Origin of the sequence: Pseudoalteromonas sp. A25, from assembly GCF_009176705.1 — a bacterium.
In the GTDB taxonomy this organism is placed as follows: domain Bacteria; phylum Pseudomonadota; class Gammaproteobacteria; order Enterobacterales; family Alteromonadaceae; genus Pseudoalteromonas.
The window spans coordinates 1835256-1853972 of the sequence record NZ_AP021846.1 but is presented as its reverse complement, the minus strand read 5'-3'; the positions used below and the strand labels follow the sequence as shown (position 1 = coordinate 1853972).

The window sequence follows — 18717 nt, the reverse complement described above, 5'->3', positions numbered from 1 at the left end:
TTACTCGGCTGGATTTGGATTAGCTAACACGGTCTCGGTTTGTTCTTTTCTGAACGCTTCGACCTTGGCAAAAATCTCTGGCTGTTGACAACCTAATATCTGCGCCGCTAGCAATCCTGCATTTGCAGCCCCAGCGTCACCTATCGCCAAGGTACCCACTGCAACCCCTTTTGGCATTTGACAGATAGACAGCAAAGAATCAACACCGTTTAAAGTTTTAGATTTAACTGGTACGCCTAATACTGGCAAACTTGTAAATGCTGCAGCCATACCAGGTAAATGTGCAGCGCCGCCTGCACCTGCAATGATCACTTTAATGCCACGCTCTGCAGCACTCGATGCATAATCTGCAAGTAATTGAGGAGTACGGTGAGCTGAAACAACTTTTGTCTCATATTCGATGCCAAATTTGTCTAGCATGTCTGCTGCATGCTGCATTGTAGGCCAATCGGACTTTGAACCCATGATAATGCCAACCGTCATAATAAATCCTCGGTATTGAATGTAACGATACGTTATAAAAAACTGTTTTGAGCAATAATTGGGGTACTCAAAACAACATTAATTTTTGCGCGGTATTATACCTAAATAGCGAGGTAATACCATTGTTTTGAGGCCTGCAAACTGGGCCCTTTGGATAAGATAAGCACTTTAAAAGCGCGGGTATACTGTAATTGAATAATCTTATCGCAATTAAAAACCGCGCATAAGCGCGGCTTTTATTCTGTTACTTAGCTTGCTCTTGTGTTGCTAAGTACTCTTCGTAGTTGCCTCTAAAGTCAATAATCTTACCATCTTTAATTTCCCATATTCGAGTCGCCAATGAGGACACGAATTGTCTATCATGAGATACAAAGAACAGCGTGCCTTCATATTGTTCTAGTGCCAAATTTAATGCTTCAATTGATTCCATATCCATGTGGTTTGTTGGCTCATCCATTAGTAAGATATTGTGCTTGTGCATCATTAACTTACCAAATAACATGCGGCCTTGCTCACCACCAGAAAGTACTTTTACCGGCTTCTTAATATCATTTTGAGAGAACAACATACGCCCTAAGTAACTACGAACAACTTGTTCATCATCACCTTCTTGCTGCCATTGTTCCATCCACTCAAATACAGTTCTATCTTTTTCAAATTCGTCCGCATGGTCTTGAGCATAGTAACCAATATTAGCATTTTCAGACCATTTAAACTCACCCGCCTTTGGCGCTAATCGCCCAGCAAGTGTATGTAACAAAGTAGATTTACCCACACCGTTTTCACCGATGATAGCGATACGCTCACCCACTTCAACAAGGGCTTCTAAACCACTAAATAATGTGCTTTCATAGCCTTGTGACAAGCTCGATATTTCAAGTGCATTTCTAAATAACTGTTTTGATTGTTCAAAACGAATAAATGGCGTCTGACGAGATGATGCTTTAACTTCATCTAATTGAATTTTATCAATTTGCTTAGCACGAGACGTGGCCTGCTTTGCTTTAGAAGCGTTTGCAGAGAATCGCGAAACGAACTGTTGAAGCTCTGCAATTTGCGCTTTCTTTTTCGCGTTTTCACTAAGTAACTTCTCTCGAGCTTGCGTTGCGGCAAACATATACTCATCGTAATTACCTGGATAAACTCTCAGTTCACCGTAATCAATATCTGCCATGTGGGTGCAAACAGAGTTTAAAAAGTGACGATCGTGAGAGATAATAATCATGGTGCAGTCGCGTTGATTAAGCACATCCTCAAGCCACTTTATGGTATAAATGTCCAAGTTGTTGGTCGGCTCATCGAGCAGCATGATATCAGGATCGGCAAACAAAACTTGCGCTAGTAAAACGCGCAGTTTAAAACCGGGTGCTATTTCTGACATAGGACCATAATGTTGCTCTGTTGGAATGCCCACCCCTAAGAGCAATTCACCAGCTTTAGAATCCGCTGAGTAACCATCCATTTCGGCAAATTCGGTTTCTAAATCAGCCACCTTCATTCCATCTTCTTCACTCATCTCTGGCAAAGAATAAATGCGATCGCGCTCTGATTTAACCGCCCATAGCTCTTTGTGACCCATAATTACAGTGTCAATAACGCTGTATTCTTCATAGGCAAACTGGTCCTGGCTTAACTTGGCTAAACGTGTATTTGGCGAGACGCTCACATTACCCGTGCTTGGCTCAAGTTCAGAGCCTAAGATTTTCATAAATGTAGATTTACCACACCCATTTGCTCCAATTAGACCATAACGATTACCATCGCCAAACTTTACTGAAATGTTCTCGAAAAGAGGTTTTGCACCAAACTGCATGGTGACATTAGCTGCGCTTAAAATAGTGGGCTCCTAGGAAAGTTATCTTGGGCGACTGTTACAAACAGACAACCCGAAACCTAAAAACCCAATTTTAAACTAATCTGGAGCGTAAAACTATGTTAGTTCTACACGTTTGTTAGGTGAACGCGATTGTTGCGCTCTGTTCATACTGTACATGAACTCTTTGGGGCCCATAATCAACATCAAAATGGCCAACCCGCCTGGGATCAACACGCATTTCAAAACAGGACCTAAAACAAAACTATAAAAACAAATAAAAGGTAAAAACAACATATATCCTAAAATTATCACACTACGCCATCCTTAATAATACGTTAATCAAATTGAGCGCGCTCATTATTGTTTATGAGCGCGCTCAATTTCAAGTGATTTGTTTGTTTTTTTCTCTCTGTGTTAAACTAATAGCATCTAACACACTGGATTTCATATGAATAAAAAAACATCAACAAAGCAGAGTATTCTTGATGCTAGCTGGCAGTTATTCATTGAACATGGTTATGTTCAAACAACAACTCGGCAGATTTCCCAATTAGCAGGGGTTGCTACAGGCACCGTTTTCTCTCACTTTCCAACTAAGTTAGATATTTTGAAAACTGCTATGCACCACCAAATTGAGCTGGTTTTAGCGCAAGCTTCTGAAACTGAGAAGCTTCATACGCCAAGGCTAAGACTTAGGCACTATGCGAAATACCTTTACCAATTTTACTTAAGTAATCGAGAATTCAGTAAAGAGCTTTTATCTGGCATTATTTGGCAACAAGATTATTTTTCAGCTCAACTAGACGCATTTAAGCAAATGCTATTTGCAGGTCAGCCTTATGACGTGCACAAGGCTGACATTATGATGGACTGTTACTTTATGACGCTGTTGGTAGGACTGAACGATGATAATTCGACGGTTGATTCGCTAGTGCGCTTATTGAGCAATAAGCTGCAATCCATTCAATAAGCTCGCTACATTAACTTATGTAATCATAACCAACTTACTATAATCATTAGACTCTAATTTAATAAATCCTTGACGCTCTAGTAACTTAACAGAGCGTAAGTTATCAGCTTGCACCCGAGCCAACAAATTAATGTTACCTTTAACATCAATTAGTTGGCTTATATTCGAGATAACACATTCTATAGCCTCAGCCATCAATCCCATTCCCCATTGAGACGGCGATAGTTCAAAGCCGATATATACTTCACGCAACGCGCGGTTATACTCATAAAGCCCTACGCAGCCTATCATGCCATTTATTTTGCAATTTATGGTTAACCGGTTGCCTAAACCCAAATAACTTTGCTCTAAATCCCATTGGATCAGTGCTCTTACATCCAGTTGTGAAACACTGCAGCCATAATCGTTATACCGAGAGATCAGAGGGTCATTTAAAAGTGCATGCAGCTTTGCGCTATCACGATAAGTGATCGGCTTAAGGAGCAGCCTTGAGGTTAGTAACTGCATTTGTGTGAGTTCTCAATTGGCAATTTGCTAAATTAGTATAAACTAGGCAGCAAAAATAAGTCTAACGTGGAGTGATTATGTCAGACGAATTTAAAGTGATCCCACCAACCACTAAGGTTCTTTGCCCCGAACGAGGAGAAGGCTGGACGTTAACTGGGATAACGGGAATTGATGAACATACATCGGTGATGTTTAGCGGCGTGCGCTACACTATCCCCGCAAAAAAGATAGTTGAAGAGCTCTTACCCAATTACCTAAAACAAAACTCAACTAACGGTTAGTAAATAATTTGGGGCTAATGCTTGTCATTAGCCCTGTAGTTTTATGCCAAATAAGTCGGTTAAAGCTGCGTATATTTGCAGCTTAGCTTTGTCTTCGCAATAAGGGGCTACTGCTAACAAAGGTGCATCTAAACGTTTGCGTAAACTCTCCAGGTTCTCATCAAAATTCGCCATATCAGGGTCAACTTGATTGGCGATCCACCCAACACATTTAACACCCTGCGCTTTTAGTGCATGATTGGTCAAAATTGCATGATTTAAACAACCAAGTTTCATGCCCACCACTAAAATAACGGGCAACTGCTCTTGTTGCACCCAATCACAAAGGTACTGCGTATCATTGATTGGCAGTGCCCATCCACCGGCTCCTTCAACAAGGGTAAATTCTGCACCAAGTTGCGCAAGCTCATGATAGTGATGGCTAAGTTTATCCAAAGTGATTTCAACCCCGACTTGTTGTGCAGCAATATGCGGGGCTATCGGGGGTTCAAAGCAAATTGGATTTATTTGTTCATACTTGCCATGAACAGATGAAGACTCCATCAAGGTAAGCGCATCATCATTAACTAGCTGTCCAAAAGCTTCCTCTGCGCCGGCAGCAATCGGCTTGAACCCTATAGCCTTGCGTTTATGCTGAGCCAAGAACTTCAGTAGTAGCGCCGTAATATGCGTTTTGCCAACTTCGGTGTCTGTGCCAGTAATAAAAAATGCGCTCATAATTTAATTAGTTCCATAATAGCAACTTCATAGCTTACAACCGCTTGCTGATGTTCAAGCGGGTAGCTTGCAAGTAAAGATTCGTACCGTCTTTTTCCCATTAAGCCTGATTGCTTAGTATTTTGATTTTGCAACTGGTTTGCGCCGATATTCTTAACTGATTTTAGAGCATCCTTTGCACTTGCAAAACTGTCTTTAAGACATACCTGTTGCGACTGTTTGATGGTAAATCCAGCATCACGTGCAAACCACTCCAATTGTTCTAATGTCAAAAATTGATTGATGTGGCATTGCCCATCTAGCGCTTTCCACGCTTGAGCTATTTCTTTTAAAGAACCATCCAATACTGAAGAAAGTACCACGTGTGCCCGAGGTCTACTCACTCGCGCAAGTTCTTTAAATAGCTGTGCAGGCGCATCGCTCCACTGAATTGCAAAATTGGAAAAAATGCCACTAATGCTGTCACTTTGTAATGGCAACTTATCCATATCAGCACAGACACGCCATGTATTGCTAGGGCCTTGACGCAACATGCCATGACTCAGATCGATATGTAATACGCTTGATGCACACTTTTGCAGATGTTCGTGGTGCAATAATGGTCCTGCGCCTAAATCTAGTAAACAGTTATAGTCACTTTTTAGTAATGAAAAAAGCCTGCTCGCTGCTTGCTGCTGCACTTTTGCATGTTGCTGGTATTGTTTGGCTGCTTTTGAGAAGCGCTCGGCTGTATGTTGCTTAACCTGCGAGTGCGACAAACTCATATGTTGTACAATTGCATTCATAAGTGTGCCTCTAACAGTCGCACCAGCTCATGAATATCTTGCTCTTGATGCGCCGCTGTTATGGTTATGCGTAATCTAGCCGTATTGGCAGGCACCGTTGGCGGGCGAATTGCACTTAGCCATACGCCCTTATTTTGTAGTGACGTTTGCACTTGTAACACATTTTCTGCACTTCCTAATACCACCGGCTGGATCGGTGTATTTGATGGCATTACCGAAATTTTTGCTTCGTCACATAAGTGCTTGAACAAACTAATATTGGCTTGCAATTTATCTCTTTGCTGGTGCGCGCCAAGCAGTCTATTTAACTGGAATAACGCGGCATTAACCATTACAGGAGACATCGCTGTTGAGTATATATAATCCCTATTAAACTGCAGCATGTAGTCAATAAACGCTTTACTGCTTAACACAGCAGCCCCTTGGCTTGCCATTGCCTTGCCAAATGTGATCACTAAAATGTCAGGCTTGTTTTGGTGTAATTGGCATGAACCTAACCCGTCTTTGCCCAAAACGCCAAACGCATGTGCGTCATCTAACATTAACCAGGCCTTGTGCTGGTCTCGCAAAGGATATAACTCATTGAGTGGTGCAGTATCTCCATCCATTGAGAACACCCCCTCACTTACAATCAATTTGTGCTGAGCGGGTGACTTTTCGAGCCTTGACCTTAAATGAGACATATCGTTGTGGTTAAAGCGCACATGTTTTGCCGAGCTTTGCAAAGCGCCATCTATTAAACTAGCGTGATTGAGCTTATCTTGAAATATTGCACAACTTTGCGTTGAGTTGGCTTCACTAAACAACGTTTTTAACACACTGGAATTTGCACTAAACCCTGTGCTAAACAGCATTGACGATTCAAAACCAAGTAGCGCACACAGTTGCTCTTCTAGTTGCTTATGACAACTTTGATAACCCGTTACCAAAGACGAGCTTCTACTGCCCGTCTCACTGGTTTGAGCATCAAATTGCGAGTCAGCAAGTCCAAGATAGTCATTACTGGCAAAATTAAGATAGGTTTTGCCCGCTATCGTGATCTCACGCGCACTACTTTGTTGCACATGCACGCGTTGCCTCAATAGCGCTTGATGTTTTCGCTGTGCCAAGCTTTGCTGTATGAACTCAAATGCCATTAATTTGCTTCGTAAAACAGCTCAGAAGTTGCCTTATCAGCAATAGCTGACGATAGTGATGCTTCATACGCTTCGTCTGAGTAGTCATGATGCTCTTCAGGCTTCATACCTAATTTTTTAAGTAGGTTCATATCGGCGTCTGCTTCTGGGTTTTCTGTGGTTAGCAATTTATCACCATAGAAAATTGAATTTGCACCGGCAAAGAAACACATCGATTGCATTTGTTCATTCATTGCCGTACGACCCGCTGATAAGCGTACATAGCTTTTAGGCATCATAATTCTTGCCACTGCAATAGTACGAACAAACTCAAAATGATCTAGGTCTTCAACATCTTCAAGCGGCGTTCCCTTTACTTTTACTAACATATTGATCGGCACACTTTCGGGCTGCTGAGGGAGATTAGCCAACTGCATTAATAGACCAAAACGGTCTGCGGCTTGCTCGCCCATGCCTACAATGCCACCTGAACAAACTTTCATACCTGCATCGCGAACATTACCAATAGTATCTAAACGATCTTGATATGTACGGGTAGTAATGATCTGCTGATAGTATTCAGGGGAAGTATCTAAGTTGTGGTTATAATAATCTAAACCCGCATCTTTTAAGGCATGTGCTTTTTCATTATCTAACATACCTAACGTCATACATGTTTCAAGGCCAAGCTCTTTGACTTCTCTTACCATTTTTGAAATATAAGGCATGTCTCTGTCTTTTGGATCTGACCATGCTGCCCCCATACAAAAACGTGTTGCGCCCTTTTGTTTAGCTAAACGCGCTTGCTCAACAACCTTTTCGACTTCCATAAGGCGTTCACGTTCAAGGTCTGTTTTGTAATGACCTGATTGAGGGCAATACTTACAATCTTCTGGACAGGCACCGGTTTTGATTGAAAGTAAAGTAGAGATCTGTACCTCGTTAGGATTAAAGTTCTCACGGTGAATACTAGCAGCTTTAAATAATAAATCGTTGAACGGCATTTCAAATAATGCTTTTACTTCTTCGTATGTCCAATCGTGACGAACTGTAGCCATGTTTATATTCTCTTTTTTATTAAATTCTGCTCAAAAATAATGCAGTTAACTTGACGATTATTGGCTTAGTCTACTTTGTGTCGTAGTATTGTCAACGCCAACCAGTCAACCAAGGTTTACCAGTGATTAATTTTCATTCGATTGATAAAGAATTTGATAAAAAGCATATTTGGCACCCTTATACGTCTATGCTCAATCCACTGCCTTCTTATGGAGTGACGCACACAAACGAGAATAAAATTTATCTCGATACAGGTGAAGAACTAATTGATGGCATGGCATCTTGGTGGAGTGCTATCCATGGCTACAATCACCCACGGCTCGTATCAGCTATCCAAAGTCAAGCAAGCACAATGAGCCACATTATGTTTGGTGGGATAACACATGCCCCCGCTGTTGAGTTATGTAAAAAGCTGATAAACATCACGCCAAAATCATTAGATAGGGTATTTCTAGCAGACAGCGGTTCAGTCAGTGTAGAAGTTGCAATTAAAATGGCCTTGCAATATTGGATTAGCAAAGGGCAAACAAGTAAAACTAAATTAATGACTGCTCAAAAGGGCTACCATGGTGACACCTTTGCAGCTATGAGTGTGTGCGACCCTATCAACTCAATGCACAGCATGTATCAAGGTTTTTTGCCTGAGCACATTTTTGTAAGTGCACCTAAAGCAAAGTTTGATGAACAATGCACTGACACCGAGTTACAATTATTAGAGCAAGCTTTTGTTAAACATCACCATGATGTTGCCGCATTCATTATCGAGCCGATTGTACAAAACGCGGGCGGCATGAACTTTTATAGCCCTTCATATTTGGCCAAGTTGCGGCAATTATGTAATAAGTATGATGTGTTACTTATACTCGATGAAATAGCCACTGGATTTGGCCGAACAGGTAAAATGTTTGCCTGCGAACACGCTAATATCGAACCAGATATTATGTGTATTGGTAAAGCGCTGACAGGCGGCACGATGACCCTATCTGCTACTCTCACCAACCAAAAAGTAGCCGTAGGCCTTAGCGAGGGAGAAGCGGGAGTATTAATGCACGGCCCAACATTTATGGGCAACCCTCTCGCCTGTGCAGTTGCGAACGCGAGTATCAATTTATTATTTGAAAATAACTGGCAGGCCCAAGTTGAACGCGTTAATTTAGCCATGTCGGCGCTCAAACGCTGCGAAAGTTTAAGCTCTGTCGTGAACGTAAGAACTTTAGGGGCTATTGGTGTAGTAGAAATTGATAAAGTTGTTAATGTCGCTAAGATCCAAAAGTTCTTTATTAAAAAAGGTGTATGGATCCGCCCATTTGGCAAGTTGATATACATTATGCCGCCTTATGTGTCTTCATCCGCCGATATTCGTGAACTGGCAAATGCCATCTATGACGCAATTAATGAGCAGCAATATTAACTTTACACGTGCCTCAGCACAGGTGGCATGACATTTTTTAAGCACAATGTAGCGATAAGGCAACAATTGTTGCCAATATAACGACAAAGTTCGAAATTACACAATAAAATCTGTTACAATATATCGCTTTTACAGCAACGAGTAAAAGTACGAGGATTTATGCAGCAAACCGTCAAATTACAGCCTGCACAAGCGTATCAAGCGCCAAGGTTTACCGTTTACCAACATCGTCAAATTGATAAAATTGATCAGCTAGATAAACTCCCTGAGCATTTGCGCTTTGAAATGAAAGTGGTAGCAAATGTATTTCCTTTTCGCGTAAACAACTTTGTAATTGAGGAACTGATCGACTGGGACAAAGTACCTAACGATCCTGTATTTCAGCTAACCTTTCCGCAACGCGGCATGCTAGATGATGAATCATACGAACAAATGGCATCGCTGTTAAAGCGCCCTCATACCCCTGATGAAGTATTTGACCTAGCAACACAAATTCGTCATAAGCTTAACCCCCACCCTGCTGGGCAAATGGAAAAGAACGTTCCAGAGTATGGCGGAGAGCGTGTAGAAGGTATTCAGCACAAATACAAAGAAACAGTGTTATTTTTTCCATCACAAGGCCAATACTGCCACTCATACTGTACCTTTTGTTTTAGATGGGCTCAGTTCGTAGGTAAAGCAACACGTTTTAACAATAACGACGAAGATCTGTTACACAACTACTTAGCAGAACATAAAGAAGTAACCGACCTATTAATGACTGGCGGCGATCCTATGGTGATGCGCACCGTTAAGTTGCGTAAATACTTAGAAGCGCTTAAAGAGCCGCGCTTTGATCATATCAAAACCATACGTATTGGCACCAAGTCGCTTACTTTCTGGCCATTTAGATACGTTACCGACCCTGATGCCAAAGAACTATTAGCACTATTAAAAGAACTCGTAAATGCGGGCAAGCACGTGTCTATCATGGCTCATGTTAATCACAAACAAGAACTGCGTACAGATATAACCAAAGAGGCTATTCGCCTTATTCGCCAAACGGGCGCACAAATTAGAACACAAGCACCATTGCTTAATAACATTAATGTAGACTCACAAATGTGGAGCGACATGTGGAAAGAGCAAACACAACTTGGCATGATCCCCTATTACATGTTTATAGAGCGTGATACCGGAGCAAAGCGTTACTTTGAACTACCTTTATATAGGACATGGGAGATCTTTCGCGACGCGTATAAGAACGTATCTGGTGTAAGTAGAACTGTTCGCGGCCCTTCTATGAGCGCAGGCCCCGGCAAAGTTGAAATTTCTGGTGTAGCACAAATTCATGGTGAAAAAGTCTTTGTACTGCGCTTTATTCAAGCACGTAACCCAGATTGGGTGCAACGTCCGTTTTTTGCCAAATATGATGAAACTGCAACGTGGTTGAATGATTTAAAACCCGCATTTGGTGAAGAAAAGTTCTTCTGGGAAGATGAATACAACGCGATGTAGTGTTATTAACGGGGTAGTTGCTAGTAACTACCCCGTTGTTGGAGTAATTTATGGTTGAGCTTTATCTAGGTTTAAGCCTATTAGTTGGACTTATCATAATCTTCGAAGCCAATTGGCTTTTGCGCTTTCCTGAAAATCAAATTACGCCTGTGACAGCCATAACTTCAATCATTGAGTTCGTCTGGGCTATTACAACGATTTTTGCTTTGATATATGGCTCATTTACCAAGTGGCAAATTTTGGTACCCTCTTTGTATATCATTCATAATGCGATTGGGTGGATTTATGGGTTGTGGCTTGCAGGTAAATTGGCACAACAACAAAATCGAATACTTTCTATTCCGCCTTGGTATGCCAAATTTTCACTCAGCTTTGGCATTGTTTTTACAGTCCTTTGCTTTATCGTTAGCTTCATTTTTTAACTATCAGCGGGTTACCAGCCCCAGTAACAGGCTAGTGTCTACATAGCAAATAAATCCTTTCATTTTTTGCAAATAATTAGTAACCATCCTCCTTTTGATTAATTTACAAAAAATTTAGAATTGGTTAATCTAAAGGCCTGCAAAGGACCTGACGAGCTTAAGTGCATACTTACAATTCGTTGTTTTCAACTTATAAGGATTCTAATGATTCGTTTTCGTTATTTAGCCACACTCTTCACTGCATTAATACTTAATTTTACTAGCCTTAGTAGAGCGCAGTCGGCCGCCCCGCCATTAGAGCTACTAATCCCCTCAGTTCAAATAGGAGATGTTGAGCACTTTATTCATTTTGATGATCAGCACATTTTTGTAATTGATGTATGGGATGGTAAGTATTTTTTTACAACGTTAGTTAATAAACAAAATAACTATGAAATAAGCAAGCGTTATTACCTAGCCGATACTGTGACCACATTTAACCACTATAAAGATGTGAAAACTGGTGAATTAGTCATTGCTTTGGGTATGAGTTCTGGAAAATTGAAGTTGTTTAATGTGAACAAGCATGAGCCAATTGCAGACCTACAAATATCTAGTCATAAAATTGATTCAATAAAAGTTAGTAAGTATGTTTCTGATGGAGCTGGGCAGTTACTAATTTCTTCTGGGGGCAAGCTTGGCATACTTGATTACCTCAACAACTTTGAGATAACGTTATTCAATGCAGGTAGTGGCTCAATATTACAAGGTAGTTTCAGTCAGGCGCAGGTTAAAGAGGTTCTTTTTGCTGATGGAACAATTTACACACATCCAGTTGATGGAGTGCGCAAAGTAACACAATTGGATACCGCACTTTTTGATGGAACACCAATATATGCGTTCGATGAAGATAGTGATGAAATTGATGAAATATATACTAAGCGAGGAACAAAGGGCTACCCCAAGCTAGGATTATTCAGTGCCAAGGAAAACAAGTATCTTTGGGATGTTGCTAACGTTAGCGAATCTGCATTATATCACTTTAGGGGTTTTACACTTCTACCGAATAGAACAAAGCCAACCGCCATTTTTTCGAAGTTTGAGTATACAATTTATGAAAATGCTAGATACGCCCATGACCTTTGTTTGTTAACCCCATCCCTAACTCTAAGTGACGCAACGGTAAATTGCTATAATCAACGATTTCTCTTCTTTCGAAACGCCCAAAAAGTTGTCAATGTTAATGACTTTAATGGCGATGGCAAATTAGATCTGTTTTCAGCTTTTTCATCATCGGGAAACCGAATTAAGATGGGGTTTGAGAATTTGCCTTATGATGAGACGTACTGGGATGTGAACGGTTTTCCCACTCCAGATCTACGTTGTAAAGGGGCTGAAGAAATAGATTTGCGACGCTCGTCAGATAAGCATGCTCTCTATTGCATAGGATACAAAGAGTGGCCTCAAGGAACGCGTTATGGCACGGCGCAATTTTGGCAAAACACGGACATAAAAACAGGCGAATTACTTACGAGTGACGCGTATTTAAGTACTTATTCCCCTAGTAAGTTTTTTGAAGCTTTTGACGATGTAAGTGGTGATTTCAAAGATGATGAGTTTAGATTTAGTGGGTACTATGTCAACGGTGCAGACAATAAGCGCACTTTATCATTAGGCATTTCTGTATTAAGTAGTGAGAGCTACACGTCAGGTCTTGGTCGTGCGGATCTAGAAGATAAGTTCGACACTTTCCCAAACAAAGCCATTTATAGTGCAAAAGACCGAGCATGGTACTTCCAGTTTCCATCAAATGCTGTAAGTTTCAGACTTGAAAACGAAGTAAACGTACTCGATAAAGAAAAACAATTTGTTGGCACATCTCGGGCGGCATTTAAAGGTAAAGAGTTTGTTGTTGGCTTGGCAAATGATGGCGCTCTATATGCAATTAATACAGTTGGTGAGCACACTCAATTACATTCTGTTTGTAAGGCTGGTGAGGCTGTTTCGCTGAATGAGGTATCGCCAACGACCTTGGTATTCAGCTGTCGGGGATACTTTGGTTTATACAACATGATAAGCAACACGATAGAGTGGCAATACAGCGATCCATATCACGACCATATTGTTATATATAAAAAATTAGAAGAACAAGGGTACTTTTACACGCTCAGCAACTTGCCCGCCGTATATATGTATAACAGCCCTACTATTGAACCAGAAGTCATAGAACAACAAACGTTAGATGTGCACATAGGTTCAACACTGGATATTAGGTTAAGCGATCAGTTTCCAGGACAACACTATGTTATAGAACATCACCCATACCGTGGTGAATTACGCTCAGTTGATTTAGAGTCGGGCTTATATCAATATAAACCCGAAAAGATTGGCAAGGAATACATTAGCTATCAAGTAGTTAAAGATGATTTAATCGTAGCGACGGGAAGCTTTATTTTAGAGTCTTATAACAATGCCCCAGAGGCTAGTAACGTCGAAAAGCAAATTCATTGGCGTGGTGAGTCGATGGTGAGTTTAGCGGGTCAGGACAAAGACTCAGAAACCATTACCTATGAGATTGTAAGCCAACCTAATGTAGGAAAAATAGTTAGATTAGACCCACAAACAGGCCTGGTGATGGTCTCCCCTAGTGATACCGATGATGCAGCTATTGTATTTGATTATCGTGTATTAGACTCGTTAACTAGCTCTGAACCTGCTGTGGTTACTCTCAATATTACGAATACAACCCCGGTTGCACATTCAAAAAGTGTAGCTGTGAAACCCTCAGAAGCGATTGAGTTTGTACTTGATGCTAATGATAAAGACGGAGATCCGCTAACCTACGTACTAACTACAGATGTCGTAGCGGGTAGCCTAGAACTAGATCAAAATACAGGAAAGGTTAAGTTTACTGCACCAGCCGAAAAAACTGAGCAACTTTATTTTGAGTACTACGTAACGGATACTAGATCACAATCAACACCACAACGCGTAGATATTAACATTGAAAGTGTTGATAACGGTGATAACGGTGATAACGGTGATGATAGTACAGCTAAAAATCCTGACAATGATAAAAGCCAAGCACCCATTAGCAATGTAGAAAAAAATAAGAACTCATCAGGAAGCTTTGCAATAATCTCCTTACTCGCTATCATTATTTCATTAAGGCGAAGAAGCTCGCATACTTATAAATGAAAACCGAAATTCAGCTTTAACTTAGTAAGGCCCAGCTACTGGGCCTTTACCTTATACTAATGTAAAACATTTATAACCCAATAAATTACACCAACACCAGCGAAAACACACTGAGCCAAACCAACTGAAAACCATAGGATATGCGTTGATACAATCCTGCATTGCTTTGAGCTTTAATCGCTTTCGCCAAATGAAATAAGTAATAAACAGCACCTACAACTGAAAAAACAGAAAAAGCGCGAAAATATAACGGGATAGTCTCAGTTGTTGGACTTACTGCAATCAAAATAGGCGCAGCAATTAAAGAAAGTAGCATGATAACCCCAGCAAGCGAGTGTATTTTACAACTAAGTGTTGGGTTATTTGTAAATGGGTCTTCATCCATTGGGAAGTAACCTGCCACCCATGTACTTATACCATGCACAACGACTAGCCAACCGGAAATGTTAACTAAGATTGAAACGTTTGGAAGTTGTACCAGATACCAACCAAAAACGCAAAATAGAAAGCCTAGTGGATAGTTATTAATTAATGGAGACAGTTTTTCAGTTGGACTACCGCTTGCACCTAACTCACTACAAAATTGTTTAAAGTGGCTGTAACCTGTATAAAATCGACCCGCGATATACACACCAACGAACATCCAAACTGTGGCAATTAACCCCGAATATACAGCAATATCTTTAAACACCATCAAACTCCCTTTTGAAACTTACTCCCTCAAAGAGTACCATCATGCAAAAAGTACTCTCGTAAATCCGAGAAGCATATATATAGGCCTAGAGACGCTCCCTGACCTGAAAGCTCCTCTGATCACTGAAGGTTCGCATGTATTAGCTATACATCTCGCTGAACTCTGAAGCTATAACAACCATAGGCAGCATATCTTGCTAAAACAAAAGAAACTTTATCATTAGAAAAATACTCATTTAGTATCGCTTTAGCATTCTCTGGACTTGCCAATTGCGAATCTAAAATGCGCTCATTTTCACAGTAAGCTTTTAAGACGAAGATATTACCTAAATAATCAGTGTCTACGCCTGTTGGCAATGGTAATTTTGTATCATCAAAACTCTCATCACCTTGATTTTCTAGCACAAAAATTGGTCCATATTCTTTGTACGGGCCAGATTTAGTAAACGGACAATAGCTGGCTAGGATTATCTTCTCACCAGGCATTGCTCCTCGAAGAACGTCTCGACAAGGCTCCCCACCGACAGCGTAAGATATTTCTACCTGCTGATTTTGATCGTCAATACCTAAAACCCGAACCTTATCTAAAAAATCAGCTCTCACCGGTATTATTTTATATTTCATTTGAATTTAACGCCTTAATTGATTTATACAGCTGAATCCAAGCAGGACGAAGAATCCAAGCAGGACAGTCATTCTATTATTACAATATTGCCGACATGACATCGATTTTTATACACATCCAACAAGCTGTTACGAATCCGACTTTATTGCCGCATTATATGCCATTAAATAGTCAATAACTTTGTCTGAAATGGCTTCTAACTCTTCTTGAGTGTTTCCGCGTACAACGTTTGTAACGATAAAGACGCCTATGTTCTTCTTTGGATAAATGGTGAGCCAACAAGACGTCCCCATTGAACCACCGCCTTGGTACAGCATTTGTTCATTAGAATCATGCTTATATGTGTTCCAATAAAATGCTTTACCATGGCCTGTCCAACTCTCATCTAGAAGCTTATGAGAAATAGCCACCTCAGGTTCTGAGGATAGCTGATATTGAATATAACGAGTGATAGATTCTATGCTTGAAGTGAGCCCGCCATCTGCAAACCAATATGCGCTGGCCAAAGGCATTTGTTTGCCATCTGCATCTGTACCCTGGACAATTTCGCCTGGTTCATAGTTAGTTTCCCTAAACTTGGTTGACGCCTCTGCAGTCTTATTTGTTATGATTTCAGATACAAGCAATTGAAAAGGTTTTTCGTAAATAGACTCCAAAATATACGCGACTAAATTTGTACCAGAGTTTGAATATTGATATTCCTCACCTGGTATAGAGTTAAGCCTCACTTTTTTAAGGTCATCAAAGTAATTTTCTCGGGAATATTTTGATATTTTTTCAAAATACTTGCCTTGCACAATATCTTCGCGACTGGTCGCAAAGTCTCCTGGGAGGCCACTGGTGTGAGTAATAAGGTGTCGTAATGTGATGTACTTATCTTCTAACTCTAAATTTTTGTATTCATTATCTTTGAGATAATGGCGAATATCTTTATCAAGCTCTACTTTTCCATCTAGCATGGCTTTGGCAACAACTAATCCAGTATATGTTTTGGTAATAGAGCCAATTTCGTAAATAGTTTGGTTGTTAGGAGTATCTCCGTTACTTAATTTTCCAAAATGATATTGATAAATATCTTCTGCATTTACAATAGAAATTGAGACTACCTGGCCTGCATTACCATTAATAAATTCAATTATTTGAGATTGTGTATTTGACTCAAATTTAGTTGCATCAAAACTTTTACAAGAAGCCAAAACTGTGATGAACGAAATAATAAATAAAAATGATATGCGTTGGTTTATAAATCGGCTCACAAAAACTCCTAAGTTAAATTAAAACGTGGCCAGCATATGCCACTGAAGATATACGGCAGAAAATGGGTTTCGTAACCTATGAATTAAAATAAAGGGATAGTTTAAAACACGGTTAAAAAAAAGAACGGTCAGTTTAAAAAAATAAAATAGCCTGACTAAATCCCACAACTTATTTTCAGCTCTACATTAGCAAAATGTACCTATAATTGACTAGTTATTATTTCAACTCCAATAATTTTGAGTCTGTCTACACACTTTAAGCACAACGCCCCCTACTCGTTTGCAAGCATTGTTATTGGCAGTAATTAGTTTATACGGTGTGGACTTCCCAGCTTTTACTAGACAGTTTTTAACTCAGAATAGTACGCTTCCTCAAACTTAGCAGGTGAAACACCGCCTGTGTGTGAATGGCGTTTTTTGGGATTGTAAAACATTTCTATAAAATTAAATATCTCAGCTTTCGCATCTTCTCGTGTCGAGTATATCTTACGCTTAATGATTCGTTTTTTAATCGTCGCAAAAAAGCTTTCAGCAACCGCATTATCATGACAGTTCCCAGCGCGGCTCATTGAAGGCACAAGATTATGTTCTTTCATAAATGCGAGATAGTCAGCACTACCGTATTGACTACCTTGATCACTATGCACCAGTATTTCAGTCTTCGGTTGACGTTGATAAACAGCCATCAACAGAGCGTTTATAACAAGGTGCTTATCCATATTTTTATCCATCGACCAACCAACTATACGCCTAGAGAATAAATCCATAACCGTTGCTACATATAAAAAGCCTTCATAAGTTCTAACATAGGTGATGTCGCTGACCCATGATTGGTTAGGCGCTGGCGGGTTAAATTGACGTGCTAATAAGTTATCTGCAATCCGCGATGTCTTACCGCTTTTAATATGACGACGTTTATACCCAATTTGCGCTTTAAGATTATGTTGACGCATAATCTTAGCAACACGATTTACGCTGCATTGCTCACCGGCTTCAAGCAAGTCTGCATGTATCCAAGGGCTACCGTATGTGCCGCCACTGGCTATATAAAACTCTTTAATGAGTTTTAACAAGCGACTATCTTCAAGCGCTCTATCACTTACAGGCTTTTTTAACCACGCATAAAAACCACTGCGATGCAGCTTAAAAAGGCGGCACATTGTAGTGATGGAAAACTCATCTTGGTGATCTCGGATGAAGCCGTACTTTACTCGGGGTTGCTGGCAAAGTACCTTTCGGCCTTTTTTAGAATATCCCGCTCCTCCGTGACACGTTTTAATTCAGCCTCAAGTTTAGCGATCCTAAGTTGTTCATCTGATGACTTAACCGATTTAGGTTTATCTGATAGCTGGCTGCGCCAGTGATATAAGGTTTTAGTACAAATACCTAGTCGTTCAGATACTTCTGTAACTGAATAACCACGCTCTGTGATTTGCTTAACTGCTTCGATTTTGAATTCTTGGGTATACCGCTTGCCTTTGCTCATAAAAAACACCTTTTATTAGAAGTTACAATGTAACTCATTGGGTGTCTAGCAAAGTCTGGGAAGTCCAGTGTTATACAAATAGCGCTTCACTACTTTTAATACTTCGTCGCCGTTTATGTTGCTGTCGCGCGCAGTACGCATCAAGATTGTGCGCTTTACCCACAGCGCCATGAAATGCCAGATTAAGGTTAACCGATAAATGTCTAGTGGCCCTAAACGATAAGCTGTATCGACTGATTTAGCAGCGATGAGAACGCAATAAGAGACCCTCAATATGTGTTTGCCGTAAACGATTTTAATGGCTAACCGCCATAGCGAAGTTGAACAGATTTAGGAATTGCCAATACAAATTAGCTGCTTAGAAGCAGCTAAAATGAATCGTTATGCTTACTTGACCGGAGAAGGTTCATATGTGTT

The 18717-nt window shown here is 40.4% G+C and carries 17 protein-coding genes; 6 read left to right on the top strand and 11 right to left on the bottom strand.

Annotated elements, in window-relative coordinates:
• Positions 1-483, bottom strand: a complete 483-nt coding sequence (purE, locus tag GDK41_RS07970) for a 5-(carboxyamino)imidazole ribonucleotide mutase (RefSeq protein WP_152085904.1) — start codon at positions 481-483, stop codon at positions 1-3.
• Positions 484-727: 244 nt separating this feature from the next.
• Complete coding sequence (locus tag GDK41_RS07965; RefSeq protein ID WP_152085903.1) at positions 728-2320, bottom strand: ABC-F family ATPase; 1593 nt, start codon at positions 2318-2320, stop codon at positions 728-730.
• A 427-nt stretch (positions 2321-2747) separates the two neighbouring features.
• Here GDK41_RS07965 and GDK41_RS07955 point away from each other — a divergent pair, with 427 nt between their 5' ends.
• Positions 2748-3269 carry a TetR/AcrR family transcriptional regulator gene (locus GDK41_RS07955; protein WP_152085902.1) on the top strand — a complete coding sequence of 174 codons (522 nt, stop codon included), beginning with the start codon at positions 2748-2750 and terminating at the stop codon, positions 3267-3269.
• Positions 3270-3284: 15 nt separating this feature from the next.
• Here the strand turns inward: GDK41_RS07955 and GDK41_RS07950 are convergent, their stop codons facing one another.
• On the bottom strand, positions 3285-3776 hold the full coding sequence (locus GDK41_RS07950; RefSeq protein WP_152085901.1) for a GNAT family N-acetyltransferase: 492 nt from the start codon (positions 3774-3776) through the stop codon (positions 3285-3287).
• A 77-nt stretch (positions 3777-3853) separates the two neighbouring features.
• On the opposite strand from GDK41_RS07950, the gene GDK41_RS07945 reads away from it, so the two are divergent.
• The gene (locus GDK41_RS07945; RefSeq protein WP_152085900.1) at positions 3854-4057 is read left to right on the top strand and encodes a hypothetical protein; all 204 of its coding nucleotides are present in this window, start codon (positions 3854-3856) and stop codon (positions 4055-4057) included.
• A 27-nt stretch (positions 4058-4084) separates the two neighbouring features.
• Here the strand turns inward: GDK41_RS07945 and bioD are convergent, their stop codons facing one another.
• Genes bioD through bioB form a run of 4 tightly spaced genes read right to left on the bottom strand, consistent with a single transcriptional unit; the run spans position 4085 to position 7738 of the window.
• Positions 4085-4774: a dethiobiotin synthase gene (gene bioD / locus GDK41_RS07940; RefSeq protein WP_172971575.1), complete on the bottom strand. Its 690-nt coding sequence runs from the start codon at positions 4772-4774 to the stop codon at positions 4085-4087.
• Positions 4771-5559, bottom strand: coding sequence for a methyltransferase domain-containing protein (locus tag GDK41_RS07935; protein WP_152085898.1), 789 nt, complete (start codon positions 5557-5559; stop codon positions 4771-4773). Before GDK41_RS07935 ends, bioD begins: the two co-directional genes overlap by 4 nt.
• A complete protein-coding gene (locus GDK41_RS07930) occupies positions 5556-6695 on the bottom strand; it encodes an aminotransferase class I/II-fold pyridoxal phosphate-dependent enzyme (RefSeq protein ID WP_152085897.1) in 1140 nt (379 codons plus the stop codon). Before GDK41_RS07930 ends, GDK41_RS07935 begins: the two co-directional genes overlap by 4 nt.
• Positions 6695-7738, bottom strand: a complete 1044-nt coding sequence (gene bioB / locus GDK41_RS07925) for a biotin synthase BioB (protein WP_152085896.1) — start codon at positions 7736-7738, stop codon at positions 6695-6697. The genes GDK41_RS07930 and bioB overlap by 1 nt, the downstream gene beginning before the upstream one ends.
• 116 nt (positions 7739-7854) lie before the next feature.
• Between bioB and bioA the strand changes: the two genes are divergently transcribed.
• From bioA to GDK41_RS07905, 4 genes are all read left to right on the top strand, one after another.
• The gene (bioA, locus tag GDK41_RS07920) at positions 7855-9144 is read left to right on the top strand and encodes an adenosylmethionine--8-amino-7-oxononanoate transaminase (protein ID WP_152085895.1); all 1290 of its coding nucleotides are present in this window, start codon (positions 7855-7857) and stop codon (positions 9142-9144) included.
• A 159-nt stretch (positions 9145-9303) separates the two neighbouring features.
• Positions 9304-10641, top strand: a complete 1338-nt coding sequence (locus tag GDK41_RS07915) for a KamA family radical SAM protein (RefSeq protein ID WP_152085894.1) — start codon at positions 9304-9306, stop codon at positions 10639-10641.
• Positions 10642-10691: 50 nt separating this feature from the next.
• Positions 10692-11063 (top strand): hypothetical protein, encoded by a 372-nt coding sequence (locus GDK41_RS07910; RefSeq protein ID WP_152085893.1) that lies wholly within the window; start codon positions 10692-10694, stop codon positions 11061-11063.
• Positions 11064-11267: 204 nt separating this feature from the next.
• A complete protein-coding gene (locus tag GDK41_RS07905; protein WP_152085892.1) occupies positions 11268-14240 on the top strand; it encodes an Ig-like domain-containing protein in 2973 nt (990 codons plus the stop codon).
• Between the two features lie 85 nt (positions 14241-14325).
• Here GDK41_RS07905 and GDK41_RS07900 read toward each other — a convergent pair whose 3' ends face one another.
• The 4 genes from GDK41_RS07900 to GDK41_RS07885 form a co-directional block, all read right to left on the bottom strand.
• Positions 14326-14931 carry a DUF998 domain-containing protein gene (locus GDK41_RS07900; RefSeq protein ID WP_152087545.1) on the bottom strand — a complete coding sequence of 202 codons (606 nt, stop codon included), beginning with the start codon at positions 14929-14931 and terminating at the stop codon, positions 14326-14328.
• Positions 14932-15077: 146 nt separating this feature from the next.
• Positions 15078-15557 carry a DUF1203 domain-containing protein gene (locus GDK41_RS07895; RefSeq protein WP_152085891.1) on the bottom strand — a complete coding sequence of 160 codons (480 nt, stop codon included), beginning with the start codon at positions 15555-15557 and terminating at the stop codon, positions 15078-15080.
• 129 nt (positions 15558-15686) lie between these two features.
• Positions 15687-16814, bottom strand: coding sequence for a serine hydrolase domain-containing protein (locus tag GDK41_RS07890; protein WP_152085890.1), 1128 nt, complete (start codon positions 16812-16814; stop codon positions 15687-15689).
• Between the two features lie 338 nt (positions 16815-17152).
• Positions 17153-18300 (bottom strand): IS3 family transposase gene (locus GDK41_RS07885; RefSeq protein ID WP_152085824.1). Its coding sequence is split into 2 segments (ribosomal slippage): positions 17153-18063 and positions 18063-18300, totalling 1149 coding nucleotides; the frame shifts between segments, so codons are not numbered across the junction.
• Positions 18301-18717: the final 417 nt, after the last annotated feature.